Annotated in this window: 21 protein-coding genes and 1 pseudogene; 10 read left to right on the top strand and 12 right to left on the bottom strand. The window is 59.8% G+C overall.

Translation table 11 applies throughout. The annotated features are described in order from the left end of the window. Position 1: 1 nt before the first annotated feature. Positions 2-256, top strand: a pseudogene (locus tag AACY31_RS26295) (hypothetical protein); the annotation flags it as partial. Positions 257-262: 6 nt separating this feature from the next. Here AACY31_RS26295 and AACY31_RS26290 read toward each other — a convergent pair. The 7 genes from AACY31_RS26290 to AACY31_RS26260 form a co-directional block, all read right to left on the bottom strand. Continuing rightward, positions 263-757, bottom strand: a complete 495-nt coding sequence (locus tag AACY31_RS26290; RefSeq protein ID WP_339483416.1) for a CS1 type fimbrial major subunit — start codon at positions 755-757, stop codon at positions 263-265. A gap of 125 nt (positions 758-882) precedes the next feature. Then, complete coding sequence (locus AACY31_RS26285) at positions 883-1,368, bottom strand: CS1 type fimbrial major subunit (protein ID WP_339493040.1); 486 nt, start codon at positions 1,366-1,368, stop codon at positions 883-885. A gap of 44 nt (positions 1,369-1,412) precedes the next feature. Continuing rightward, on the bottom strand, positions 1,413-2,156 hold the full coding sequence (locus AACY31_RS26280; protein ID WP_339483414.1) for a molecular chaperone: 744 nt from the start codon (positions 2,154-2,156) through the stop codon (positions 1,413-1,415). 60 nt (positions 2,157-2,216) lie between these two features. After that, the gene (locus AACY31_RS26275) at positions 2,217-3,422 is read right to left on the bottom strand and encodes a hypothetical protein (protein WP_339483412.1); all 1,206 of its coding nucleotides are present in this window, start codon (positions 3,420-3,422) and stop codon (positions 2,217-2,219) included. 87 nt (positions 3,423-3,509) lie between these two features. Further along, on the bottom strand, positions 3,510-4,757 hold the full coding sequence (locus AACY31_RS26270) for a hypothetical protein (protein ID WP_339505372.1): 1,248 nt from the start codon (positions 4,755-4,757) through the stop codon (positions 3,510-3,512). Between the two features lie 178 nt (positions 4,758-4,935). After that, entirely contained in the window at positions 4,936-7,470 is a 2,535-nt protein-coding gene (locus tag AACY31_RS26265; RefSeq protein WP_339505370.1) for a CS1-pili formation C-terminal domain-containing protein, read from the bottom strand. Positions 7,471-7,596: 126 nt separating this feature from the next. Continuing rightward, positions 7,597-8,088: a CS1 type fimbrial major subunit gene (locus AACY31_RS26260; protein WP_339493038.1), complete on the bottom strand. Its 492-nt coding sequence runs from the start codon at positions 8,086-8,088 to the stop codon at positions 7,597-7,599. 448 nt (positions 8,089-8,536) lie between these two features. On the opposite strand from AACY31_RS26260, the gene AACY31_RS26255 reads away from it, so the two are divergent. From AACY31_RS26255 to purT, 4 genes are all read left to right on the top strand, one after another. Beyond that, the gene (locus tag AACY31_RS26255; protein WP_339483406.1) at positions 8,537-9,106 is read left to right on the top strand and encodes a PadR family transcriptional regulator; all 570 of its coding nucleotides are present in this window, start codon (positions 8,537-8,539) and stop codon (positions 9,104-9,106) included. Next, positions 9,103-9,888 (top strand): siderophore-interacting protein, encoded by a 786-nt coding sequence (locus AACY31_RS26250; protein WP_339505368.1) that lies wholly within the window; start codon positions 9,103-9,105, stop codon positions 9,886-9,888. The genes AACY31_RS26255 and AACY31_RS26250 overlap by 4 nt, the downstream gene beginning before the upstream one ends. A 203-nt stretch (positions 9,889-10,091) precedes the next feature. Continuing rightward, the gene (locus AACY31_RS26245; RefSeq protein WP_077507439.1) at positions 10,092-10,559 is read left to right on the top strand and encodes a preQ0 transporter; all 468 of its coding nucleotides are present in this window, start codon (positions 10,092-10,094) and stop codon (positions 10,557-10,559) included. Positions 10,560-10,649: 90 nt separating this feature from the next. Then, complete coding sequence (purT, locus tag AACY31_RS26240; RefSeq protein ID WP_339483402.1) at positions 10,650-11,831, top strand: formate-dependent phosphoribosylglycinamide formyltransferase; 1,182 nt, start codon at positions 10,650-10,652, stop codon at positions 11,829-11,831. 98 nt (positions 11,832-11,929) lie between these two features. On the opposite strand, the gene AACY31_RS26235 is transcribed toward purT, so the two are convergent. Continuing rightward, on the bottom strand, positions 11,930-14,344 hold the full coding sequence (locus AACY31_RS26235; protein WP_339483400.1) for a glucose/quinate/shikimate family membrane-bound PQQ-dependent dehydrogenase: 2,415 nt from the start codon (positions 14,342-14,344) through the stop codon (positions 11,930-11,932). A gap of 213 nt (positions 14,345-14,557) precedes the next feature. Continuing rightward, positions 14,558-15,940, bottom strand: coding sequence for a carbohydrate porin (locus AACY31_RS26230; RefSeq protein WP_339505366.1), 1,383 nt, complete (start codon positions 15,938-15,940; stop codon positions 14,558-14,560). Between the two features lie 265 nt (positions 15,941-16,205). Here AACY31_RS26230 and AACY31_RS26225 point away from each other — a divergent pair, with 265 nt between their 5' ends. Both AACY31_RS26225 and AACY31_RS26220 read left to right on the top strand, forming a co-directional pair. Then, positions 16,206-16,436, top strand: a complete 231-nt coding sequence (locus tag AACY31_RS26225; protein WP_339483397.1) for a VF530 family protein — start codon at positions 16,206-16,208, stop codon at positions 16,434-16,436. Positions 16,437-16,439: 3 nt separating this feature from the next. After that, a complete protein-coding gene (locus tag AACY31_RS26220) occupies positions 16,440-17,087 on the top strand; it encodes a Pr6Pr family membrane protein (RefSeq protein ID WP_339483395.1) in 648 nt (215 codons plus the stop codon). A gap of 164 nt (positions 17,088-17,251) precedes the next feature. Here the strand turns inward: AACY31_RS26220 and AACY31_RS26215 are convergent, their stop codons facing one another. Genes AACY31_RS26215 through AACY31_RS26205 form a run of 3 tightly spaced genes read right to left on the bottom strand, consistent with a single transcriptional unit; the run spans position 17,252 to position 18,598 of the window. After that, positions 17,252-17,461, bottom strand: coding sequence for a DUF1289 domain-containing protein (locus tag AACY31_RS26215; protein ID WP_339483394.1), 210 nt, complete (start codon positions 17,459-17,461; stop codon positions 17,252-17,254). Next, positions 17,458-17,982 (bottom strand): gamma carbonic anhydrase family protein, encoded by a 525-nt coding sequence (locus AACY31_RS26210; RefSeq protein ID WP_339483393.1) that lies wholly within the window; start codon positions 17,980-17,982, stop codon positions 17,458-17,460. The genes AACY31_RS26215 and AACY31_RS26210 overlap by 4 nt, the downstream gene beginning before the upstream one ends. Before the next feature lie 16 nt (positions 17,983-17,998). Continuing rightward, the gene (locus AACY31_RS26205; RefSeq protein WP_339483391.1) at positions 17,999-18,598 is read right to left on the bottom strand and encodes a CoA pyrophosphatase; all 600 of its coding nucleotides are present in this window, start codon (positions 18,596-18,598) and stop codon (positions 17,999-18,001) included. A gap of 145 nt (positions 18,599-18,743) precedes the next feature. On the opposite strand from AACY31_RS26205, the gene AACY31_RS26200 reads away from it, so the two are divergent. From AACY31_RS26200 to AACY31_RS26190, 3 genes are all read left to right on the top strand, one after another. Continuing rightward, positions 18,744-19,295, top strand: a complete 552-nt coding sequence (locus AACY31_RS26200) for an NUDIX hydrolase (RefSeq protein ID WP_339483390.1) — start codon at positions 18,744-18,746, stop codon at positions 19,293-19,295. Positions 19,296-19,337: 42 nt separating this feature from the next. Continuing rightward, entirely contained in the window at positions 19,338-19,844 is a 507-nt protein-coding gene (locus AACY31_RS26195; RefSeq protein ID WP_339483389.1) for a L,D-transpeptidase family protein, read from the top strand. A 367-nt stretch (positions 19,845-20,211) separates the two neighbouring features. Next, entirely contained in the window at positions 20,212-21,282 is a 1,071-nt protein-coding gene (locus AACY31_RS26190; RefSeq protein ID WP_339493036.1) for a scabin-related ADP-ribosyltransferase, read from the top strand. The last annotated feature ends 184 nt before the right edge of the window (positions 21,283-21,466 follow it).

The raw sequence follows: 21,466 nt of genomic DNA, 5'->3' as shown, positions 1-21,466 counted from the left end.
CGCTATCGGCAGCGCCGGCGACGCCCCACTGCCCTTGCGGTCAACGTCGATCAACCTCACCGCCACATTCGTGTTCTTCATCGGCGACAGTCATTTCGGCGCGCTCACCGCCTACGTCCCAGGGGCCTCGGCGCAGAACTTCAAGTTCACCTCGGCATTGCTCGTACAGGGGCTCAAGGGCATGGCACCGTTCCTGTCGGCCTATTTACAACCGGGCAGTCATACCCCGTTCAAGCCGTTGGTGGCACACCAATGACGCACGTCACAGATGAACGCGGGGCACCGCATCGAAGATCACGGTGAAGTCGCCGGTGTACAAGCCTGGGTAGCGATCGACAGACATAGCGTCAGCACTAATGAGCATCTCTGCCTGAGTACCTGGCGTGGACGAGGCATCGTCCACCACTTCCTGCGGCACACCGTCCAGGCGCACATTGTTGAACATCACACGCAACGGAATACGGTCCAAGCCATTGTCCAGGTAGGCCCTGTCCTCCTGAATGTAGGCATGGACCGAGCCATCGGTATGCTTCACATCAAAGGTCTGGCGCACAGAGCTCAACCGATTGCTCCCGATGTCGTAGTACATGACCTCATCCTTGCCGAAGTCGGGATTGCGTGGCTGTACATGAAACTGCTTGTTGGGAATGTTCGCCGTGATGTGAATAGGCGCACGTGCGTCATCGGCGGCCAGTACCAGCGAAGGGCTCAGCGCAGCTGCGCCCAGCGCGAAACCCACCATCATTTCTTTAAACATGCTTGCTTCCTTTTTAGTATCTAAACGTAGTGGATGCCGATCCGTGGCGAAAGAATGCCGTCCCTGAACACCGTTCCCCGTCCGATTGGCGTCCATGGTCCAATTCCAGATGAAGAACGGCAGCCCTACGGCGCAACGGCATCGAACACCATATGCACCGTGCCGTAGTAGTCGCCGGGTTTATAGTCCTCGCCAACCGGTCTGATCGCCGCGATCTCCAGCGGCACCTGGCGCCCGGGACGAGCCTCATTTGCCGGCACTACCGGCGTCGAATCGACGGTCAATTGGACGTTGTTGAAGCTCACCCGCAGGTCGATTCGATCACGGCCATTGGACAGGTAGGCTTCTTCGGTCAGGCGCGCATCGATCGAACCAATGGTGTTTTTTACTTCGTAGGTCGCCCGCAATGGGCTGAGCTCTCCGGTGATGGTGCTGAAAGGCAAACGCTGTTCACGCTGGACCAACTGCGGGTCGAGGGGCAGCACAAAAAAATCGATCGTGGGAATGGTCACATAGAGCTCGAAGGTTTCCCGCTCGACCGCCCCCCAGGCTGAAGCGTAGGGCAAAATCAGAGCGGTCAATGCGAGGGGGCGTAGCAGTGTCTTGAACATATCGATTACCTTTGGCGTTAACGACGATTCAGTGACGCAGATCGTCAACCTTTGATCTCGATAGCCTTGGTCTGGCTACCTTCGATCAGCGTGAAGCGGTATTCGCGACCCGCCTCCTTGTCGAACGAAAAGGTCCGGCCGGCCATGACGTGGTGTTTGGTGGTCGGACGGCAGTCGTTTTCTTTCTTCGCGGCGCAATCCTTGAACTCATCGATCACCAGGACGCTGTTGCCGTTGTTGCGCATCAGGTAGCGACTGGCGTCGTCATCGATCACTGTGTCGAAGCGGGGCTGCTTGGGTCGCACGAAGAACACCGTGCCGTAGCCCGCCAGGACCTTGACCCCTGCTGCCACGCGTTCCTTTTTGTATTCTTCGCGTTCCTCCGGGCTGATGGCGAATTCGTCTTCCGCTTCCGGCACTACCGGCACGAAACGCACCCGGAAATAACGCTCCTTGTCGCGATTGCCCATGAACAGCAACCGCGTACCCTGTACACCGTTGGCCGGTATGATCAGCCGTGCCGGGCTGGCCATCAGGCCGTCCCTGGCCTGGGCACTGGCCTGGTTCCGCAGCGGCACTTCCTGGTAGGTGCCATCCTCGTTGTAGATGATTTCCAGGATATTGACCTTGACGAACGCCGTGGACGTCCCGCCGTTGAACACCCGTTTCATGTAGGTGCTTTTGTCGCCGTCGAGGTAGTCGTAGACCACCCCCACCCCAATCTGCGGCCCCGCCTGGGCCATACTGCAAAACAGAAAAAACCCCATCCACGCCAATACGTACTTCATCACTGCTGAACCTCATGTGTTGATCACAATTTATTGAATACTGTCGGCCCCTGACGCCATTCAAACTTCCGAATCCCAGATCACCGTGACGTTGCCGGTGTAGGTCCTCGCGCCAGCGGCGAGCATTTGCTCGACGCTGGACTGGGTCACTTCGAAATGCAGGCTTGCCGGCTTTCGATCGATATAGGCATTGGGCTGGACCAACTCCGTCCCACTGCCGTCGCGCAACAGGCGCCGTCGATTGATCGGCTGGCCGCCGATGTCAGCCAGGCCATCGGGCAAGGTGACCCGGACATCCACCGGGACGGTATGCCCGGTGTCGGTTTCGGCGATCGCGCAGGTGTTGCCACTGATGTGTTGGCACTCGAGCGCCATCTTGAAACGTGAGGACGTCGAGAGATGAAAACGCTGATCGCGAAACAACCGGGTCGGTTTGCGACCGCTGTTCAGCCAATCTTGCCAACCGGCATCAGGCACCAGCTCCACGCGGTTTCCGCCCGGAGGGACGTCCACCTTGAAGGTATGCTCGACGTCGAGCAGGAAATTGAGCGTGATGGCCGAATCGCTGGGTAACATCACGTCACCCGTGTCCAGTTCTCGCCCCGGCCCGACACTAATCGTCACATCACCCGTGTACTGGCCGGCACTCATTCTCATGGGGTTGGGCATACGCAGTTCATAAGCGAAGTCCACGTACTGATAGGCCATGCTGGGAATCAGGTACTGGGCCTTTTTTGCGCACACGGTTTCCATTGGCGTGCGCCAGAAGAACTCGTAATAGTTCTCCCCCACACGGCTGAACCCGCTGTACTGACACGCTGCCGGGGGGTATGCCCAACTGGTGGTCCACAGCTGGGTATGCGCAGTGCTGGGGTCCACACCGCCCCCCACCAGGTCGACGACACTGCCCGGGAATTGGTAGCGAGAACCTATCCCGACCCAACGCACTTGGACGAACTCGGTTTCACCCGTACTTGAATGCCTGATTTGCGCCGTTCGCCAATTGGCGGGCACCTGAAACATGGCCCCTTGCCGCACGTCAGCATGCTCGGCTTGAATGGCCTTGACGGAATTGATACTCAGCGGCAAGCGCACACTGAACATATTCCATGCCTGGCATTGCGAAGGAACTTCAGCGCAGTAGCCACTCATCGGAGTGGTATTACGAAAGGCGACTTCCTGAGGTTTTGACGGATCGGGCCTGAATAGTGCGCTGATGTCTTGGGTCAGGGCATTGGCCACGGGCATGCTTGCCAACAAATACATCGCAAACGTTCCATTTACTGCAGCAGGTAGTCGTCCCATCGAATAAAACTCCATATCCCTTCGTCGTCCTGAGTAGAGCCGTTCCTTTTAAACTTCCGAATCCCAAATCACCGTGACATTGCCGGTGTAGGCCTTTGCGCCGTGGTCGAGCATCTGCTCGACACCATTGCTGCCCACTTCGAAATGCAACATCGCTGACTTGCGATCCACGTAGTAACCCGGTTGGAACAGTTCGGTGCCGCTGCCGTCGTGCAGCAGAGGCCGGCGGTTGACCGGTTGATTGGCGCCGTCGGTCAAGCCCTCAGGCAAGGTCACGCTGACATTCACCGACACTTGATGACCGCTACCGGTTTCAGAGACTGCGCAGGTATTGCCGCTGATGTACTGGCATTCAAGCCCCATCTTGAAACGTGAAGACGCCGATATATGGAAACGCTGGTCGCGAAACAGCCGGGTCGGTTTGCGCCCGCTGTTCAGCCAGGATTGCCAGCCTTCCTGGGGGACCAGCTCGACGCGGTTGCCGCCGGGGGGGACATCCACCTTAAGGGTGTGTTCGACGTCGAGTTTTAAATTGAGCGTGATTATGGAGTCGTTGGGGATCATGACATCCCCCAAGTCAAGGTCCTGTCCTGGGCCAACGGTGTAGGTCAGCGTCCCCGTATATTGGCCGGAGGACATCTTCAAAGGATTGGGGGTGCGCAGTTCGTACGCAAAGTCCAGGTGGGTGTAGCTCATACTTGGGATCAGATAAAGGGCTGGTTTGGCACACGCTTCCTCTGTCGGAGCCTTCCAGAAAAACTCGTAATCGGTAGCGCTATAAAAGCCCACTCCACTGTACCGACAGGGTGTAGGTGCATTAACCCAAGAAGAACCGCGCCATAATCTCCGATGAGCGGTGCCTGGTTCCACACCGCCCCCTACCAAATCAACGACGCCGCCAGGAATTCGGTATCTCGAACCGATACCGGAAAAGCGTACTTCAACAATTTCAGTTTCACCCGTCCCTGAATGAGTCACTTGTGTACTACGCCAAGCGGCAGGCACTTTAAACATCGCACCTTGCCGATTTTCTCCATGATTGGCCTGAATAGGACTAATAGAGTTGGACTTAATGGGCAATCGGATACTGAACATCCTTGCGGTCCCACACTCATTCGGATGACTAGCGCAATAACCACTGACCGGCGTGGTATTGAGAAACGTATTCTCCTGGGGTTTCGAAGGGTCAGGCCTGAATACGGCGGTGATATCCCGGCTCACAGCATTGGCCACAGGCACGCACGAAAACAGCACCACCGAGACCACGCTGCGCACTGCAACCGATAAGGGTTTCATTTATACAACCTCATACAATCAAGACAAATCGCTGCAAATAGGTAGGCGAGCAATTCACTTGTGGGAGCAAGGCTTGCCCGCGATGCAGGCGCCTCGCTCTTCAGGTAAACAGCGTTATCGTTCATCGCGAGCAAGCTTTACTCCCACAGTTTCAGGAGCAAGCTTTGCTCCCACGGTCTCATGAGCGCTGTTTCGCACTGTCAGCCTCGGCCACCGTCGTGTCGGCCAAGGTATCCGGCGTACACCGCAAATCACCGATCATCAACACATCGCCCTCTCGCTGGGCACCGTCCGGGTCAAGCCGGAACCGGCAAAACAACTCGCTGCCATAACGCACTTCCAGGGTGGGCGCACCGGCATTCATTTCCATGGAGAAAAACCCGTCCGCCTCACTGACGCCGCGACTGGCGTGGTTGATCACGTGATGGCCCTTGAGCGGTTGCCCTTGGTCGTCCAGCAGGCGACCCAGCACCGTCACGGTTCTCATCACGCTGATCTTGCGGTAGTCCACGCCCCCCTTGTTCAAGTGATAACGGGTGCGCGAGGGCTCAATGCTTGCCGCTGGTGGGTGCACGCCTTCGAAGTCGAAAGTGACCATGCTGTTTTTATAAGCGGTGATGGGGACAAAGTTGCGGCCGGGACGCAGGGTGGTGCTGCCGCCGGTCAAGTCATCGGCGCGCAGGATCACGTCGTCCACGTCGGCTTCGACATCGACGATCATGCCCGCGCCGCGCCCATGGGGCTCGGCGGTAAAAGCTGCTTTGCTGCCGCCCACGGCCACCGTGCTGCTCAGATTCAGACCGCCGGTGAGGTTGTCGTTGTAGGACGAACGCTGGACGAAGCCGTCGCCATACAGTGATTCGGTCTGGAAACTGGCAATGCCCGACAGGCCCACGCCATAGGTGTCGGCCAGTGCCGTGGCGGAGACGCTTTGCAGTACGTGGTCTTGCAGATCCCGGCGATAGGACAGCGAGGCATTGTTGTCCCGCGCACCGTCGCGCGAAGTGCGCGTGCCGACGCTGCCCGACCAGTACTCGCCGGGCCCGCCCAGGGCGATACTGACGCTCAGGTCCAGGCCGCGATTGCGCTTGTCGCCGGTGCTCGAAGTGCCGGGACGGTCGAACACCGACAACCGCCAGTTGGCATCGCTGCCGCGCAAAGTGAAACGCTGGGTCCAGCCCAGGTCCAGGCCGGTGCCCTGGATATTGCCTTCGCTGTAGGCCAGCCGTCCGTTGAGGGAGGTCTTGTTGTTCAAGCGATGATTGACCGACAGTGATGAATTGCTGGTCTGGCCGACGTATACGTTGCGCTGACGAATGCGGGTGCCATCCGGCAGGGTTTCGTAGGTGTTACGGGTGTCCAGCCAACTGCGGTTATGGCTGGCCACCACACTGCCCTGGCCGTAGCTGTACAAACCTTGCAGGTCCAGGCCGGTGCCGTATTGCTGGGTCTGATAGACGTTGGCGTACAGGCTGGTGCTGGTCGCCAGCGTCCAGTCCACCGAAGTTCCCACTTGCAGTTTGTCCTGCACCTGGCGCGTGGAAGCGCCCAGGATCACCCGCGGATGGAGCAAATAGTTGACGCCTAACCCCGCCGTCGTGAAACCTGAGGGTTGCTCTTCCCAGTTGCTCCAGAGCCGGGTTTCGCGCCCGGCGAACAGGTTGTAGCGCCAGCGGTTCTCGGCGTTGCTCCAGTTACTGGGTTTGTAGATCAGTTCCTGGCTGGTGGCGGTCGTTTGCCCGTCCTCGATCAGCCGCACTTCCACTTCGTAGATACCGCCAGGCAACGGGCGGGTGTCCAGGCTCTGCAAGCCAGCGCTGACCGCCTGGGTGTTGATCAACAAACCGTTGCGGTAAATCTCCACCGAAGCCTGGCGACTGGCGGTGACGTAAACGGGGTAGACGCTGGGTTTTGGATTGTCGATCACCAGGCTGTCGGAGCTGCCGTACATCACCCCCAGTGCGGTGTCGGGGTTGGCGCCGAACGAACGAATCTGGCGATTCAAGCCATCGGAGCTGGGCGTGAAATACCCCAGGCGAAAAAAAGTGCCTTGCATCTCTCGTTGGGTATAGAGCTCATGGATGGCGTGATAGACCTTGTCGTCCGGGCCACCAAGGCGCGAGAGTTGCAAGTCGAGCGACTGGCTCCAGTTGCCCAGGCTCGAATTGGCATTCAAGCCATAACGTCCACCGGTGTCCTGTTCCTGGCCACCGTTGATATTGAGTTGGTTGTTGAAGATCAGGCCCAGGCTGCCGCTCTCGGGTTGATCGTAATAGCGTTTGGTCTCGGTCGAGCGCTCCACATCCCGGGTCAGGATCGACACCAATGAATTTTCAAGACTGTAGTGCACGGCAAGCAGGCCTGATGGGCAACTGCCTTCGCATGCACCCAGCGCCTGTCCTTGCTTGAGATGCTGCTCCCATTGCTCGCGCTCGGCGGTTGTGATTGAACTCTCCTGGGTCTCGGTGAATTCAAGCAACGTAACGCGGTCGTCCCGTGTCAACACCACCATGGCTTCGCCGAGGTACTGTTGATTGACCTCAACACGAACCGCCAGGGGCACATCGAAGAAGTGGGATTCGAATTCCGCCGGCAGGCCCTTGGCCTGGGATAACAGGCTTCTTGGTGTCGTACCGGGGGCAGTCGGCGCGGCTAATGCGTTCGCACACAACAATAGTGCGAGCGCACCCGCGATGGGTGTCATCGGAAACATCAACGGACTCTCTAATCAGCGAGCTATCAGGGCGTTGCAGGTGCAGGCCGACCGGCTGGGGAGGACCGGTCGGCTTGCAGTAATGCCCGAAGGAAAGAGGTAAACCTCAGCGGGCATCGAATGACATCACAGGTTAGCGCGAGGCACAGCGTCGAAGATGACGGTCATGTCAGCGGTGTACAGGCCATTCTGGGTATCCAGGGGCTTGGCCGGAACGATGGTCATGTCTGCCTGGGTACCCGGAGTGGACGTTGCATCGTCCACCACTTCCTGAGGGAGGGCGGAGAGGGTGACGCCGTTGAAGGCCGTGGTCAGGGCAATCGAGTTACTACCGTTGTACAGGGCGGCCGGGCCACCTTCGATGTAGGCGTGTACCGAACCTTCGGTGTTTTTCACGTCATAGGTCTGGCGCAACGAAGTCAACGTACCGCTGACCGTGTTGTAGCTCATGACTTCATCTTTACCGAAGTCCGGGTTGCGCGGTTGCACGTGGAACTGCTGGGTCGGGATGTTCGCAGTGATGTGAATAGCCGAACGTGCGTCATCGGCTGCGAATGCCAGCGAGGAAGTCAGGGCGGCGGCAGCCAGCGAAGCACCGGTTACGAATTGTTTGAGCATGTCGTTAACACCTGTTCATAGCAGTAATAGAGAAAGGTTGCAATTGCGGCCCGACAACAAGTTGTAAGGCTGCACTTCCAACGCCGGGCATGATCGGTTCTCTTCAACTAAAAAAAAGCAGGCTCTTTCCCACATGCTCGTAGTACGTTCGACATCCGAATGCGCGAAAAAACACCATGTTTTCTATGAATACTAAGTTGGATGTCAGAAACAACCTACATATACGGCAAGGCCGCGGCATTGCTCAAGGTCAAGAAAAAACTCCAAAAAACTCCATCGGCCGCCTGCCAACCTAATTCAGGTATGGTCTTATTAAATTACAAGCTACCCACAACCAGATTAGATATATCTAATTAAAAAACATCCAACCACAAAGATATATCTCAACGATATATCTCATATAAAAAAATATATTTCAGTTACATCTTTGCAGAATGGAGAACAGCCTATGGCAATCCCTTATTCCCCCTCCAACCGCGAACACGACGGTTTCGAACGTCAGTCGGCAGGCCGTGAACGTACCAGCCGAGCCCCACGCGTTTTCGCCGCTGGAGACCTGAAGCTGCTGATGTTGGCGCTGATTGCCGAACAGCCTTGCCACGGCTATGACCTGATTCGCCGGATCGAGAGCATGTTCGATGGCGCTTACAGCCCCAGCCCCGGCGTGATCTACCCGACCCTGACCTTCCTGGAAGTGAACGCCCTGGTTATCTGCGGCGTCGAAGATGGAAAAAAATGCTACAGCGTGACCGAGGTCGGACGTCTATCCCTTGAGGACCAGGCCGAAGCGATAGAGGAGGTGCGTACACGCATTGAAATCAGCAGGCGCACGTTGCGCGGCCATGATCGTCCGCCGCAGATCCATGAAGCGGTGTATAACCTGCGCCATGCCCTGCAAAAGCACCATGGCCACTGGAGCCCGGAAGAAATCCGGCGGGTGCGCGACCTGCTCGACGCCACCGCCAAAGCCATCGCCGACGGCCCCGACCGTCCACCAGTCTCGGAGTCAAGCCAATGACCGAAGTCGATCCAAACACCATTCACCGTGTCAGCCACGAGATCAAACGCCGTCGCCTGCAAGTGTTGCGGGTTGAGGACCTGACCCCACGCATGCGCCGCATCACCGTCGGCGGGCCGGAACTGGCCGGGTTCGCCAGCCTGGGCACGGACGACCATGTGAAATTGCTGTTCCCGCAGAACGCCGAGGAACAGGCGGCCCTGGAAAACTTCACCCCCAGCGCCGACAAGGCCCAGGGCCCGATGCCCGAGATGCGCGATTACACCCCACGCCGCTATGACCTGGACACCCTGGAGCTGGACATCGATTTCGTGCTTCACGGCGACGGCCCGGCCTCGACCTGGGCGGCCCAGGCGGCGCCAGGGCAATACCTCAACATCGCCGGGCCCCGGGGCTCGATGATCGTGCCAGACATCTTCGACAGCTACCTGTTGATCGGCGACGAAACCGCCCTGCCCGCCATCGCCCGCCGCCTCGAAGGCCTGGCACCCAACAGGCGGGCCCTGGTGGTGTTGGAAGTGGAAAACGGCGCCGAGCAGCAAGTGCTCCAAAGCCCGGCGCAGGTTCACGTGATCTGGGTACTGCGCGAGGGCCGCCAGGACAACCTGCTGCGAACCGTGCAACAGCTGGAAATGCCCGGCGGCAAGCTATACGCTTGGGTCGCGACCGAGAGCAAGGTGTCGCGGCAGATTCGCAAGGTGCTGCTGGAGGAGAAAGGGTTGGACCAGGATTTTGTGAAGGCGGTGGGGTATTGGAAGTTGGATGACAGCGAGGAGGATTGAGGGACTCACGCCGGCTGAGGAGCTGTCGAGTGCAACGAGGCTGCGATCTTGTCCCAGACAGTTGAGTCACAAGCGAAAGCTCAGGATCAAAAGATCGCAGGCTTCGCCAGCGCCTACAGAGCCCAGCGGGAGCAAACTCCCTCGCCACAGGGGCTATCGCTGTCCTTTAATACTTTATCCGTCACCACCAGGTACCCCGCCCCATGCTTTTCCTGCTCGCCTACATCAGCAGCGTCGTGCTGATCAACTTCGCCTTTTCCGCCGCGCCGCACCTGGACATTATCTGGTCGGCCTGGGGCGGCCTGGTGTTTATCCTGCGGGACATGGTGCAGACCCGTTTCGGCCACGGCGCCATCGCGGCGATGCTGGTGGCGCTGGTGTTGTCCTACGTCACCTCGGACCCAACCATCGCCCTGGCGAGCGCCACGGCGTTCGCCGTGTCCGAGTGCATCGACTGGCTGGTGTTCACGATCACCAAGCGCCCGCTCCATGACCGGTTGTGGATCAGTTCGGCCCTGAGCATCCCCCTGGACACATTCATCTTCTTCGGCCTGATCGACGCCCTGACGCCCGCCGTGGTGATCACGGCCCTGCTCTCGAAATTCGCCGGGGTGACCGCCGTCTGGCTGATCATGGCCTGGCGTCTGCGCAAACAGGCCGTCGCCGGCTGACGCGGTTCATGTAAAATGCCGCGCTTTCTCCCCCATGGGAAGCTCGCCCGCGCGTGCCCCGATGATCCGCTCCTGTTTGAGGACCTTCAGATGACCCGTATCGGAACCCCCTTGTCGCCCACCGCGACCCGCGTTTTGCTGTGTGGCAGCGGCGAGCTGGGCAAGGAAGTGGTAATCGAGCTGCAGCGCCTGGGCGTCGAAGTGATTGCCGTGGATCGCTACGCCAACGCGCCGGCCATGCAAGTGGCCCACCGCAGCCACGTGATCAACATGCTCGACGGCGCCGCCCTGCGTGCGGTGATCGAGGCCGAAAAGCCGCATTTCATCGTGCCGGAAATCGAAGCCATCGCCACCGCCACCCTGGTGGAACTGGAAGCCGAAGGCTTCACCGTGATCCCGACGGCCCGTGCCGCGCAGCTGACCATGAACCGTGAAGGCATTCGTCGCCTGGCCGCCGAAGAACTGGGCCTGCCGACCTCGCCGTACTTCTTCGCCGACACCGTGCAAGACTACCGCAAGGCCGTTGAAACCCTGGGTTTCCCGTGCGTGGTCAAGCCGGTGATGAGTTCCTCGGGCAAGGGCCAGAGCCTGCTGCGCAGTACCGATGACGTGCAAAAAGCCTGGGACTACGCCCAGGAAGGCGGCCGTGCCGGCAAGGGCCGGGTGATCATCGAAGGTTTCATCGATTTCGACTACGAAATCACCTTGCTCACCGTGCGTCACGTCGGCGGCACCACCTTCTGCGCGCCGGTCGGCCACCGTCAGGAAAAGGGCGACTATCAGGAATCCTGGCAGCCACAAGCCATGAGCCCGGCGGCCCTGGCCGAATCCGAGCGCGTCGCCAAGGCGGTGACCGAAGCCCTGGGGGGACGCGGCCTGTTTGGCGTCGAGCTGTTCATCAAGGGTGACCAGGTGTGGTTCAGCGAAGTCTCGCCGCGCCCCCACGACACCGGCCTGGTCACGCTGATCTCCCAGGACCTGTCGCAGTTCGCCCTGCATGCCCGCGCCATTCTCGGCCTGCCGATCCCGCTGATCCGCCAGTTCGGCCCTTCGGCCTCGGCGGTGATCCTGGTGGAAGGCCAATCGACCCAGACCGCTTTCGCCAACCTGGGCGCGGCCCTGAGCGAACCGGACACCGCCCTGCGCCTGTTCGGCAAACCGGAAGTCAACGGCCAGCGCCGTCTGGGCGTGGCCCTGGCCCGCGACAAATCCATCGAAGCCGCCCGCGCCAAGGCGACCCGGGCTTCCCAGGCCGTCAAGATCGACTTGTAAAAACTGAGTAGCTTGCGCCCGCGGGATTGCGTCCTGCGGGCTAAAGAAAAAGGCGACACCCGCAAGGGTGTCGCCTTTTTCATGGTCGCAGGTTTGGCTTAATCCGGCAGTTTGTAGGCGATCACATAATCACCCTGCTTGGTGCCCAGGGAGCCATGACCACCGGCCACAACCAGCACATATTGCTTGCCGTCCTTGCCGGTGTACGTCATCGGCGTGGTCTGGGCGCCGGCTGGCAGGCGGCCTTCCCACAGTTGCTTGCCGTTTTTCACGTCATAGGCACGCAGGTACTGGTCGAGGGTGCCGCTCATGAACGCCAGGCCGCTGGCGGTGGTGAATGTGCCACCCAGGCTCGGAACGCCCATGCTCAGCGGGATCGGTACCGGCGAGCTGTCACGCACGGTACCGTTCTTGTGCATCCACAGGGTTTTGTTGTTGGTCAGGTCCACCGCCGCCACATAGCCCCACGCAGGCGCCTGGCAAGGCAGGCCCATGGGCGAGAGCAGCGCTTCGAGGATCACACCATAGGGCGCGCCTTTGTTCGGCTGCACGCCTTCGGTTTCGCTCTTGCGCCCCGGGCCACCAGCCACTTCGGCCGCCGGCACCAGTTTCGACTTGAACGCCATGTAGCTCGGGTTGATGAAGGCGATCTGGCGCACCGGATCCACCGAAATGCCGCCCCAGTCGAACACGCCGAAGTTACCCGGGTAAACGATCGAACCTTGCAGCGACGGCGGCGTGTACATGCCGTCATAGCGCAGCGACTTGAAGTCGATCCGGCAGAGCATCTGGTCGAACGGGGTCACGCCCCACATGTCGCGTTCCTTGAGGACCGGCGGCACGAAGTTCAGGTCGGACATCGGCTGCGTTGGCGAGGTGTAGTCACCTTCCACCGCGCCTTGGGGTGCCGGGATCTCCTTGATCGGGATGATCGGCTGGCCATTGCTGCGGTCCAGCACATAGATGCTGCCCTGCTTGGTCGAAGCCAGGACGGCGGGTTTCACGCCATCGGCGGTCTTCATGTCCATCAGGGTCGGTTGACCGCCGACGTCCATGTCCCACAGGTCGTGGTGGGTGAACTGGAAGTACCAACGCACCTTGCCGGTGGCGATGTCCAGCGCCGTCAGGCCGGCGGCGTATTTTTCCGATTCCGGGGTGCGCATGCCACCGAACTGGTCGGGAGTCTGGTTGCCCATCGGCAGGTAGAGCATGCCAAGTTTTTCATCGACGCTGAACATCGACCACATGTTCGGCGAATTACGGGTGTAGGTCTGGCCTTCGGCAATCGGTGTGGTGTCGTCCGGGTTGCCGCTGTCCCAGTTCCACACCAATTGGCCGGTGTGCACGTCGTAGGCGCGAATCACACCGCTTGGCTCGTCGATGGAAACGTTATCGGTGACGTGGCCACCGATCACCACCAGGTTCTGGGTGACCGCCGGTGGCGACGTGGAGTAATAACCGCCGGCCGTGAAACCGCCGATGTTGGCGGTCAGGTCGACCTGCCCCTTGTCGCCAAAGTCTTCGCACATCTTGCCGGTGTCGGCGTTAAGGGCAATCAGGCGAGTGTCGGCGGTTGGCAGGAAGATCCGCCGCGGGCATACGGTACTGGCCGGCGTGGTGCTGGCAGTGCCGGTCGGGCTCTGCTCGGCGGAGGCGTACGCAGCGTCATCGTGATAGGTCACGCCACGGCAGGTCATGTGGGCCCAACCCTTGAAGTTTTCCGCTTTTTGCGTGGAAAGCTTCGGATCGAAACGCCAGATTTCCTTGCCCGTCTCAGGCTCCAGGGCAATCACCTGGCTGTGAGGCGTGCACACGTAGAGCATGCCGTTGGCCTTGAGCGGGGTGTTTTCGGCAGTGGTTTCACCCGGGTCGTTCGGCCCTGGCAGGTCGCCGGTGCGATAGGTCCAGGCCGGCACCAGTTGGCTGACGTTCTCAGGGGTGATCTGTGCCAGCGGCGAATAGCGGTCGCCATGGGCACTGCGCCCGTAGGAGTTCCAGTCGCCGTCCGGCATGGCCGGTGCGGTGTTGACCATGCCCGGCACGCTGTCGCGGTCCAGTTGGCCGTTTATTTCACCCGGGTTGGTGAACTGGCTGGCGAGCGCGACGATACCAGCAATGACCACGGCGGCGCCCAATGCACGGGTTCCCATGGCCGAGGCATCGGCGGTCAACAGCGGGCGACGGAACCACGGCAGCAACATGACGATGCCCAGGGCAAACAGCATCGCCAGGCGCGGCACCAGTTGCCACCAGTCCAGGCCCACTTCCCACAACGCCCACACGGTGCTGGCGAACAGCACCAGCGCGTACAGACCCAGGGCCGCGCGGCGGGCCATGATCAGCAATACACCGCTCAACGCCAGGCCGATACCGGCCAGCAGGTAATATAGCGAGCCGCCAAGCGTGCTCAGCTTGACTCCCCCGGCCAACAGGACCAGGCCCATCAATAGAAGCAGAATGCCGAGCAAACTCGGTAGCAAACGGCTTCGACTCAAAGCACCCTCAGTGCTCATAGTGTGTTTCTCCGTGACGTTTTAAAGAGTCCCGCACAAGTAGTCACTGTAGATGACGATCTTGAAGGGGCATGGTTCAGTTGAAAAAAGTAATTGGGTTGAAGCGGCCCCTTGTGAGAGCGACCCTGTTCGCGATAGCGGAATGACAGTCGACATCGATTTGGATGTGCCATCGCGAGCAAGCCCGCTCCCACAGGTTTTTTGTGGCACTGACTAGAACGACGACTGAATCTTGACCCCGCCAATCAACGCGTCATCGACCTTGTCCACACCGCCCGGATGGCGGATGTACTGCAGGTTCGGGCGCACGGTCAGCCAGTTCGTCACGTGTACGCCGTAATACAACTCGGCGCTGTACTCGGTGTCCTGGGGTGGCAAAAAGGCCGGATTGTCGTAATCCTGGAGGGCGCGGGCCTGGTTGGTGGCCTCGGCGTTCTTGCGGTAAGCCGGGTTGACGTGAACCCGGGCCAGGGCAAAACCGATGTCATCCCTGGCGCGGGCGTCGAACAGCCCCTTGTAGACGAGACCGGCTTGGACATAGTGGTCGATGGCGTTGGTTTTCTTGTCGTGCATCGTGGCGTTGGCGAACACACTCAGACCGCGGGAATGGTCACTGGCGACGCTGGTCAGTTGCTGTTGCGCCCCCAGCCACACGCCATGCTTGCTCGACGCGCTGCGATACGCCTCGCCGCTCAGAGCGGCCGGCTGGCCGTTGCGATCCTTGTAGGTATCGGTGGCGTTGGCACTGCTGTAGTAATAACCGGCGCGGTATTCGCCCGGCAGACCATTGAGTTTGGGCGACCACACCAGCTCCACGGGTACTACCGCGCCCTGGGTGCCGCTGCCGCTGAGCTTGAAGCCGCTACCGGTTTCCAGGTTCGATGGGTTCTGTTCATAAGCCCCGACCTGGGCGTACAGCTCAGACGTGAGGTGATACTTGACCCGCAGCGCCCATTGGCTGACCGGCCAGTTGTACCAGACACCACCCACCCAGTTGCCCACTTGCGAGCCGCAGAACGCCAAGTTCTGGAAGTCGCAGGGAAAGCTGTTGAAATCCTCGCCCTCACCGAAACGGCCGGCCTTGATATCGAGCCGGTCATCGAAAAATGCCTGCTGATACCACATCTGCGTCAGCCGCCAGGTCTGGCCACGGCCCCAGACTTCCTGGGCGGAAGTGAAACCGCCAACACGCGGGTCGTTGATCCGGTCGTTGCTGATGTTATTGCCGCTGCGCTCGGTGACCGTCAGTTGAAACTCGGCGGCGTGCCAACCGAGGATTTTCTGCAGGTCCAGGTGCGCGCCGAAGGCGAACTGGTCACTGTAGCGAGCGGTGCGGTCATGGTCGTAGCCGCCGTGCAGGTTGCTGCCCATTTCGCCGGTGTAATCGAACTTGAAGTTGTAGCCTTTTTCCGCAAGTTCGCTTCGCGTGCCGTTCCAGTCACCCAGCATCCAGGGTGAGTCGCTATCGAACGCGGGAGCGGCCTGAGCGCCGGTGGCAATGCCCAAGACGCCAAGGCTGGCCATCAAGTGAAGGGGCTTTCTGGCGGCAATACGGCGCCGGACAGCGCTGTCTTGCAGAGTCTGAACATCGAGCATAGAGAAGGAATTCTTGATCTTTTTTAGGGGATTCACTGAACGCCGAGGCTTTGGCACGGCAGAAGAAGCGTTTCAGCTGGCGGCGCAAGGATAATGTCCTGTTACAAATAGAGAAAGGGCTTTTACTGACATGGATCATTTCGGATTCGGTAACAGTGCGCTATGCCTCCTCGCTCTCACTCCCACCGACGAAGGCTATGCTTCCACCACGCGGGCACCTCGGCTAAGGTGCGCGGCTTTACACCTCTTTGCGCGAAGGCCTCCCATGACCGAATTCAGTAACAACCCGCTGCACGGCGTGACGCTGGAGCAGATCCTCAACGCCCTGGTGCAGCACTACGAATGGTCGGGTCTGGCCGAGCGCATCGACATTCGTTGCTTCAAGAGCGACCCGAGCATCAAATCGAGCCTGACCTTTTTGCGCAAGACGCCGTGGGCGCGGGAGAAAGTCGAGCGGCTGTACATCAAGCTAATGCGCACCAAACGACCGGTCTGAGCCATGGGTAGGGATATCCGCCGGCGCCCGGCGCTACGACAGTGCTTCGTGTCGGTGGCGGCACTGTTGGGCTGGGCGGCGTTGAGCATCCAGTTGTACCTGATCCTGCTCGGCCGCTGGGAACTGGGCGCGAGCTTGCTGGGCGGCCTGGTGAACTTTCTCAGTTTCTTCACCGTGCTGACCAACACTCTGGTGGCCGTGGTGCTGACCTGGGAACTGATCCACCGAGAGTCAGCGACCCGGCGCTGGTTTTTGCAGCCGGGGGTCAGCAGCGGCATTACCGTGAGCATCGCCCTGGTTGGCCTGGCCTACAACCTGCTGCTGCGACATCTGTGGCAGCCCGAAGGCTGGCAGTTCGTGGCCGACGAATTGCTGCACGACGTGATGCCGCTGCTGTTCGTTACCTACTGGTGGTTATGCGTGCCCAAGGGCACCTTGCGCATGAAGCACATCGGGCTGTGGATGATTTACCCGGTGGTGTACTTCGCGTGGCTCCTGCTGCGGGGGGAATTACTGGCGGCGTACCCCTACCCTTTCATGGACGTGGCGAACCTGGGTTATCCACAGGTGTTCATCAATGCCGGGGGGATATTGGCGGGGTTCGTCGGTATTGCGCTGGGGGTGGTGGGTTTGGATCGATGGCGTCGCTGAAATAAAGGTTCTTGGGAGCAATATCTGTGGGAGCCAAACCTGTGAGAGCAAGGCTTGCCCGCGATGAACGTTCATGCGGTCCACCTGAAGACCTGGGTGCGCATCGCCAGCAAGCTTTGCTCCCACAGGTATGTGCTCCAGCGTTTAGTACGCACACACGGGTATCAGCGCCTCACTGGCAACATCCACATCAACCCACTGGCCTTGGCCCTTTCATGACACAACGCCAGAACCCCGCGTCGTTCGTCATTGTCCATCCGACTCCAACGGGTGATTTCCGCCACGGTGCGCTGACAACCGGTGCAGATGTCGTCATCGTCCAGCGCACAGATGTTCACGCAGGGCGAAGGAACCGGGCGCTCAGGGGCACTCATTGTTCCTGCTCGACCAAGTCGCGGGCGTAGCGCTGGGCGTTGTGCACATAGTGCGCCGCGCTGGCCTCGAGCATGTTCTTCTGGGCCTCGGTCAGTTCGCGCACCACCTTGCCGGGCGAGCCCATCACCAGCGAGCCGTCGGGGATTTCCTTGCCTTCGCCGACCAACGAGTTAGCGCCGATGATGCAGTTCTTGCCGATCTTCGCGCCGTTGAGAATCACCGCGTTAATGCCGATGAGGCTGTAGTCGCCCACCCTACAGCCATGGAGCATGGCGTTGTGGCCGATGGTCACGCCAGTGCCGATGGTCAACGGATAGCCCATGTCGGTGTGCATCACCGTGCCGTCCTGCACGTTGCTGTTCTTGCCGATCAGGATCAGCTCGTTATCACCGCGCAGCACGGCGTTGAACCAGACATTGGCGCCCTCTTCGAGGCGGACCTTGCCCACCAGCGTGGCGTTGGGCGCGACCCAGCTCTGGGGGTGGGTTTCGACACGGGCATCGCCCAGGCGGTATTTCATGAGAGTCCTCGGGGCGTCAGGTATTGATGAAACTCTTGGGCGGTTTGTGCAGGTCGATTTCGGCGTCGTACAGCAGGTTGACCAACTCCACGACCATGATCGCCGTCAGGCCCCAGATCTTGAAGTCGCCAAACCGATAGCTGGGCACGTACCAACTGCGGCCCTGGTAATCGATCCGGTGCGTGTGTTCGCGCGGATCCTTGCGGAAAAACTCCAGTGGTACGCTGAACACCGCAGCGATCTCGGCATCGTTGGCCTGGTATTCGACGTAGTCCGGAATCACTCCAACAAAAGGCGTGACCTTGATGCCGTGCAGCGAGATCAGCGGGCTGAGGGGGCCGATCACTTCCACCAGGCCGGGAGGCAGGCCGATTTCTTCCTCGGCTTCGCGTAGGGCAGTGAAGATCAGGTCCGGGTCTTCAGGGTCGCGGCGCCCGCCGGGGAACGCCACCTCGCCGCCATGGGTCGAGAGCCCGCTGGCGCGCAGGGTCAGTACCAGTTCCGGTTCATCGCTGCGGGTAATCGGCACCAGCACCGCGGCTTCAGGGAAACGTCGGTCGGCCTGCAGATCGTGCGGGGTATGGTTGCTTACTCGATGCAGTAGCTCGTCCAGCATGAGACTTCTCGATTTATTCGCTACCTTGCATCATGCACCAATCGTTCAAACGGCCCAACCCCCGCACCGCGTCGTGTCGCGAAACGACAACTTGCCGACACCGGCCCGCACCGCCAAGATAGGCGCAGCATTCAGGAATCCAAGCATGAAATTCTGCAGCCAGTGCGGTAACCCGGTGACCCAGCGCATACCCGAAGGCGACTCGCGCCTGCGTTTTGTCTGCGACACCTGCCACACCATCCATTACCAGAACCCCAATATCGTGGCCGGTTGCGTACCGACCTGGGGCAGTAAAGTCCTGTTGTGCCGCCGCGCCATCGAGCCGCGGCGCGGTTACTGGACGCTGCCGGCGGGCTTCATGGAGAACGGCGAAACCATCGAACAGGGCGCCGTGCGCGAAACCGCCGAAGAAGCCTGCGCCCGGGTGCGAAATTTGAGCATCTATACGCTGATTGACGTACCGCATATCAGCCAGGTACATGTATTCTTCCGCGCCGAACTGGTGGATGAGGATTTCGCCGCCGGGCCCGAGAGCCTGGAGGTGAAGCTGTTCGAAGAAGCGGACATTCCCTGGGATGAACTGGCTTTCCGCACGGTGGCCCGTACCCTGGAATATTTCTACGCGGACCGCCGGGCCGAAGATTACCCCGTGCGATCCGAATCGATTCCACCGCTGGCTCAGCCTGCCAATACTTGAAAAACCAATATAGCCACAACACTTTCTAGGGATATCGTTTCAATGCGCTGGTTGCTTGTCCTGTTCTGCCTGTCGTTCACTGCGATGTCCCAGGCCTCTGCGGTGGGAGCCTACAACGGCAAGGTCATCGAAAAAGTGCTGGTGCTCAAGTCCGCCCATCAATTGCAATTGATCAACGACGGCAAGCCGCTCAAGACCTATCGCATCTCCCTGGGCAAGGGCGCCAAGAAAGGTCCCAAGCTGATCGAGGGTGACAAGCGCACCCCCGAAGGCTTCTATTGGCTGGACTGGCGCAAGACCAGCGACCGGTTCTATCTGTCGATGCACATTTCCTACCCCAACATCAGCGACGCCGCCCGCGCCCGCCGCGAAGGCGTGGAACCGGGGGGCATGATCATGATCCACGGCACACCGGATTCGGAAGAGAACCCTGAGCAGTTGTTCCATACGCTGGACTGGACCGATGGCTGCATCGCCATGCGCAATGTGGACATGCGCGAGGTGTGGAGCCTGGTGCCGGATGGGACGATGATCGAGATTCGGCCGTAGCCCCCGACCACACATGAGATCCCTGTGGCGAGGGGATTTATCCCCGTTGGGCTGCGCAGCAGCCCCCCTAAACAAACAACTCAATTTTCCTGACACACCGAATTGCCTGGCTTGAGGGCTGCTTCGCAACCCAACGGGGATAAATCCCCTCGCCACAGAGGGCGGTGTCGACCAGCCTTTTGTTACAAGTCCAAAAACCGCAACGCAATCCCCTCCCCCAGCCTTGATCTACCCTCAGAACTGATGCGGTGGTTCGGCTCGCTGTGCCCCGCAGAATCCAAAGTGAGAAGTGTCACGTCGAAGCATAGGTAGTCATGACGTATGTGATTCGACAGGGCTTCACCTGCTCCAGATGAGACATCAAATCATGACAACTCATAACAGTTTTATACGGACGACAGCGGTTGCGGTGGTGGCGTTGACGGGTGCGTGGCAACCGGGCTCCGACGCCTGGGGGGCCGATGGAAAAGAGGAGCCGTGGTATACCGCCTGGCTTCAGGTCGCGGCGGATTCGAGCGTGCCGATCCGCGATACCAAGCCATCGTTGCATTGGCGTACCGACATGGGCACGCTCTATCGAGGAGACACTACGGATCAGGGACTCGGGGCCTTCCAAGACGGGATCTTACCCAAAGCCGCAGGCTTCCCCGTGATCGAGTGGATGTATGACTGGTGGAGCCACGGAGCTGGGGCAGGGAAATCGGTCTACAGCAGTACAACCCGCGACCAGAGTCTCGCCCAACGTTTCGCCAAGGAATGGGTGTATGAGATCAAAGCCCCTCATGGTATTGACCAGGATGCATCTGGTGGAGCTGTCAGCGAGCAGGAAATCAGCTTTCCGGGGGGAGTCAAGCGCGAGTTCATCAGGCAAGCATGCAAGAAAGACAACCTTGCCGATTGTGAAGCGAACCAAAACTACCGCGAGCCGACCGGCCATGAAAGCCCACTGGAGGTCGCGGCGGTCAGCATAGAATGGAGCCGGATCACGCCTCCAGAAGGTTTGGCGTGGGTAAAAAGCAAAGAGTCCCTCTGGGCGGTCGGTTCCCAGACAATCAATCCAGTACAGGGGGCGGATGCGCTTGTCCAAGGGTTACGGGGCAGGAACTCGCTGCCACCCATTCTCAGATTGGCCAGCCAGCCGGAGTCCCCCTACATTCAATCGGTCGTTGTGGCATTTCGCGACTATAGCGAAGCCAAGGTCTGGGCTGTCGTGGAAGCACAAAACGGTGGATGGGTATATGAAGTCAGACCCAACAGCGTGGCAGTGGATCTATCAGGGCGTAACACCGGCGCACGCGAAAGCGCCTTCGCGTTCATCGGCGGTATCAAGGGAGGCCTGTTGATGAACGCCCGCCGTTTCGAGAAAGGCGTGGGCGAACCGGTCGAGTGCATTGGCATCGAAAAAGAAGCTTGCCGCCTCGAAAACCGCCATCAATAGTTTTCGCAGTGCAGGCTGGCTAATGCTAACTCCCACAATGGTGTTGTGAACGCCACTAACCACTGTGGGAGATTCTATGGTGCAGGGCTACCCCTTAAATGCCCTTCGGTAAGTATTCGCTCTGGTTCTTCAGCAGGGCGAATACTACTCGGGCAAGCTTGCGGGCCAGTGCCACTAATGCTTC

This window comes from Pseudomonas sp. RL_105y_Pfl2_101 (genome assembly GCF_963970585.1).
In the GTDB taxonomy this organism is placed as follows: domain Bacteria; phylum Pseudomonadota; class Gammaproteobacteria; order Pseudomonadales; family Pseudomonadaceae; genus Aquipseudomonas.
The sequence above is the reverse complement of the archived record's forward strand: the minus strand, read 5'-3'. Positions and strand labels throughout refer to the sequence as shown.

Coding starts and splice junctions, on each gene's coding strand:
- AACY31_RS26290 (WP_339483416.1), bottom strand. CDS start 757: ATGTTTAAAGAAATGATGGTGGGTTTCGCGCTGGGCGCAGCTGCGCTG.
- AACY31_RS26285 (WP_339493040.1), bottom strand. CDS start 1,368: ATGTTCAAGACACTGCTACGCCCCCTCGCATTGACCGCTCTGATTTTG.
- AACY31_RS26280 (WP_339483414.1), bottom strand. CDS start 2,156: ATGAAGTACGTATTGGCGTGGATGGGGTTTTTTCTGTTTTGCAGTATG.
- AACY31_RS26275 (WP_339483412.1), bottom strand. CDS start 3,422: ATGTATTTGTTGGCAAGCATGCCCGTGGCCAATGCCCTGACCCAAGAC.
- AACY31_RS26270 (WP_339505372.1), bottom strand. CDS start 4,757: ATGAAACCCTTATCGGTTGCAGTGCGCAGCGTGGTCTCGGTGGTGCTG.
- AACY31_RS26265 (WP_339505370.1), bottom strand. CDS start 7,470: ATGTTTCCGATGACACCCATCGCGGGTGCGCTCGCACTATTGTTGTGT.
- AACY31_RS26260 (WP_339493038.1), bottom strand. CDS start 8,088: ATGCTCAAACAATTCGTAACCGGTGCTTCGCTGGCTGCCGCCGCCCTG.
- AACY31_RS26255 (WP_339483406.1), top strand. CDS start 8,537: ATGGCAATCCCTTATTCCCCCTCCAACCGCGAACACGACGGTTTCGAA.
- AACY31_RS26250 (WP_339505368.1), top strand. CDS start 9,103: ATGACCGAAGTCGATCCAAACACCATTCACCGTGTCAGCCACGAGATC.
- AACY31_RS26245 (WP_077507439.1), top strand. CDS start 10,092: ATGCTTTTCCTGCTCGCCTACATCAGCAGCGTCGTGCTGATCAACTTC.
- purT (WP_339483402.1), top strand. CDS start 10,650: ATGACCCGTATCGGAACCCCCTTGTCGCCCACCGCGACCCGCGTTTTG.
- AACY31_RS26235 (WP_339483400.1), bottom strand. CDS start 14,344: ATGAGCACTGAGGGTGCTTTGAGTCGAAGCCGTTTGCTACCGAGTTTG.
- AACY31_RS26230 (WP_339505366.1), bottom strand. CDS start 15,940: ATGCTCGATGTTCAGACTCTGCAAGACAGCGCTGTCCGGCGCCGTATT.
- AACY31_RS26225 (WP_339483397.1), top strand. CDS start 16,206: ATGACCGAATTCAGTAACAACCCGCTGCACGGCGTGACGCTGGAGCAG.
- AACY31_RS26220 (WP_339483395.1), top strand. CDS start 16,440: ATGGGTAGGGATATCCGCCGGCGCCCGGCGCTACGACAGTGCTTCGTG.
- AACY31_RS26215 (WP_339483394.1), bottom strand. CDS start 17,461: ATGAGTGCCCCTGAGCGCCCGGTTCCTTCGCCCTGCGTGAACATCTGT.
- AACY31_RS26210 (WP_339483393.1), bottom strand. CDS start 17,982: ATGAAATACCGCCTGGGCGATGCCCGTGTCGAAACCCACCCCCAGAGC.
- AACY31_RS26205 (WP_339483391.1), bottom strand. CDS start 18,598: ATGCTGGACGAGCTACTGCATCGAGTAAGCAACCATACCCCGCACGAT.
- AACY31_RS26200 (WP_339483390.1), top strand. CDS start 18,744: ATGAAATTCTGCAGCCAGTGCGGTAACCCGGTGACCCAGCGCATACCC.
- AACY31_RS26195 (WP_339483389.1), top strand. CDS start 19,338: ATGCGCTGGTTGCTTGTCCTGTTCTGCCTGTCGTTCACTGCGATGTCC.
- AACY31_RS26190 (WP_339493036.1), top strand. CDS start 20,212: ATGACAACTCATAACAGTTTTATACGGACGACAGCGGTTGCGGTGGTG.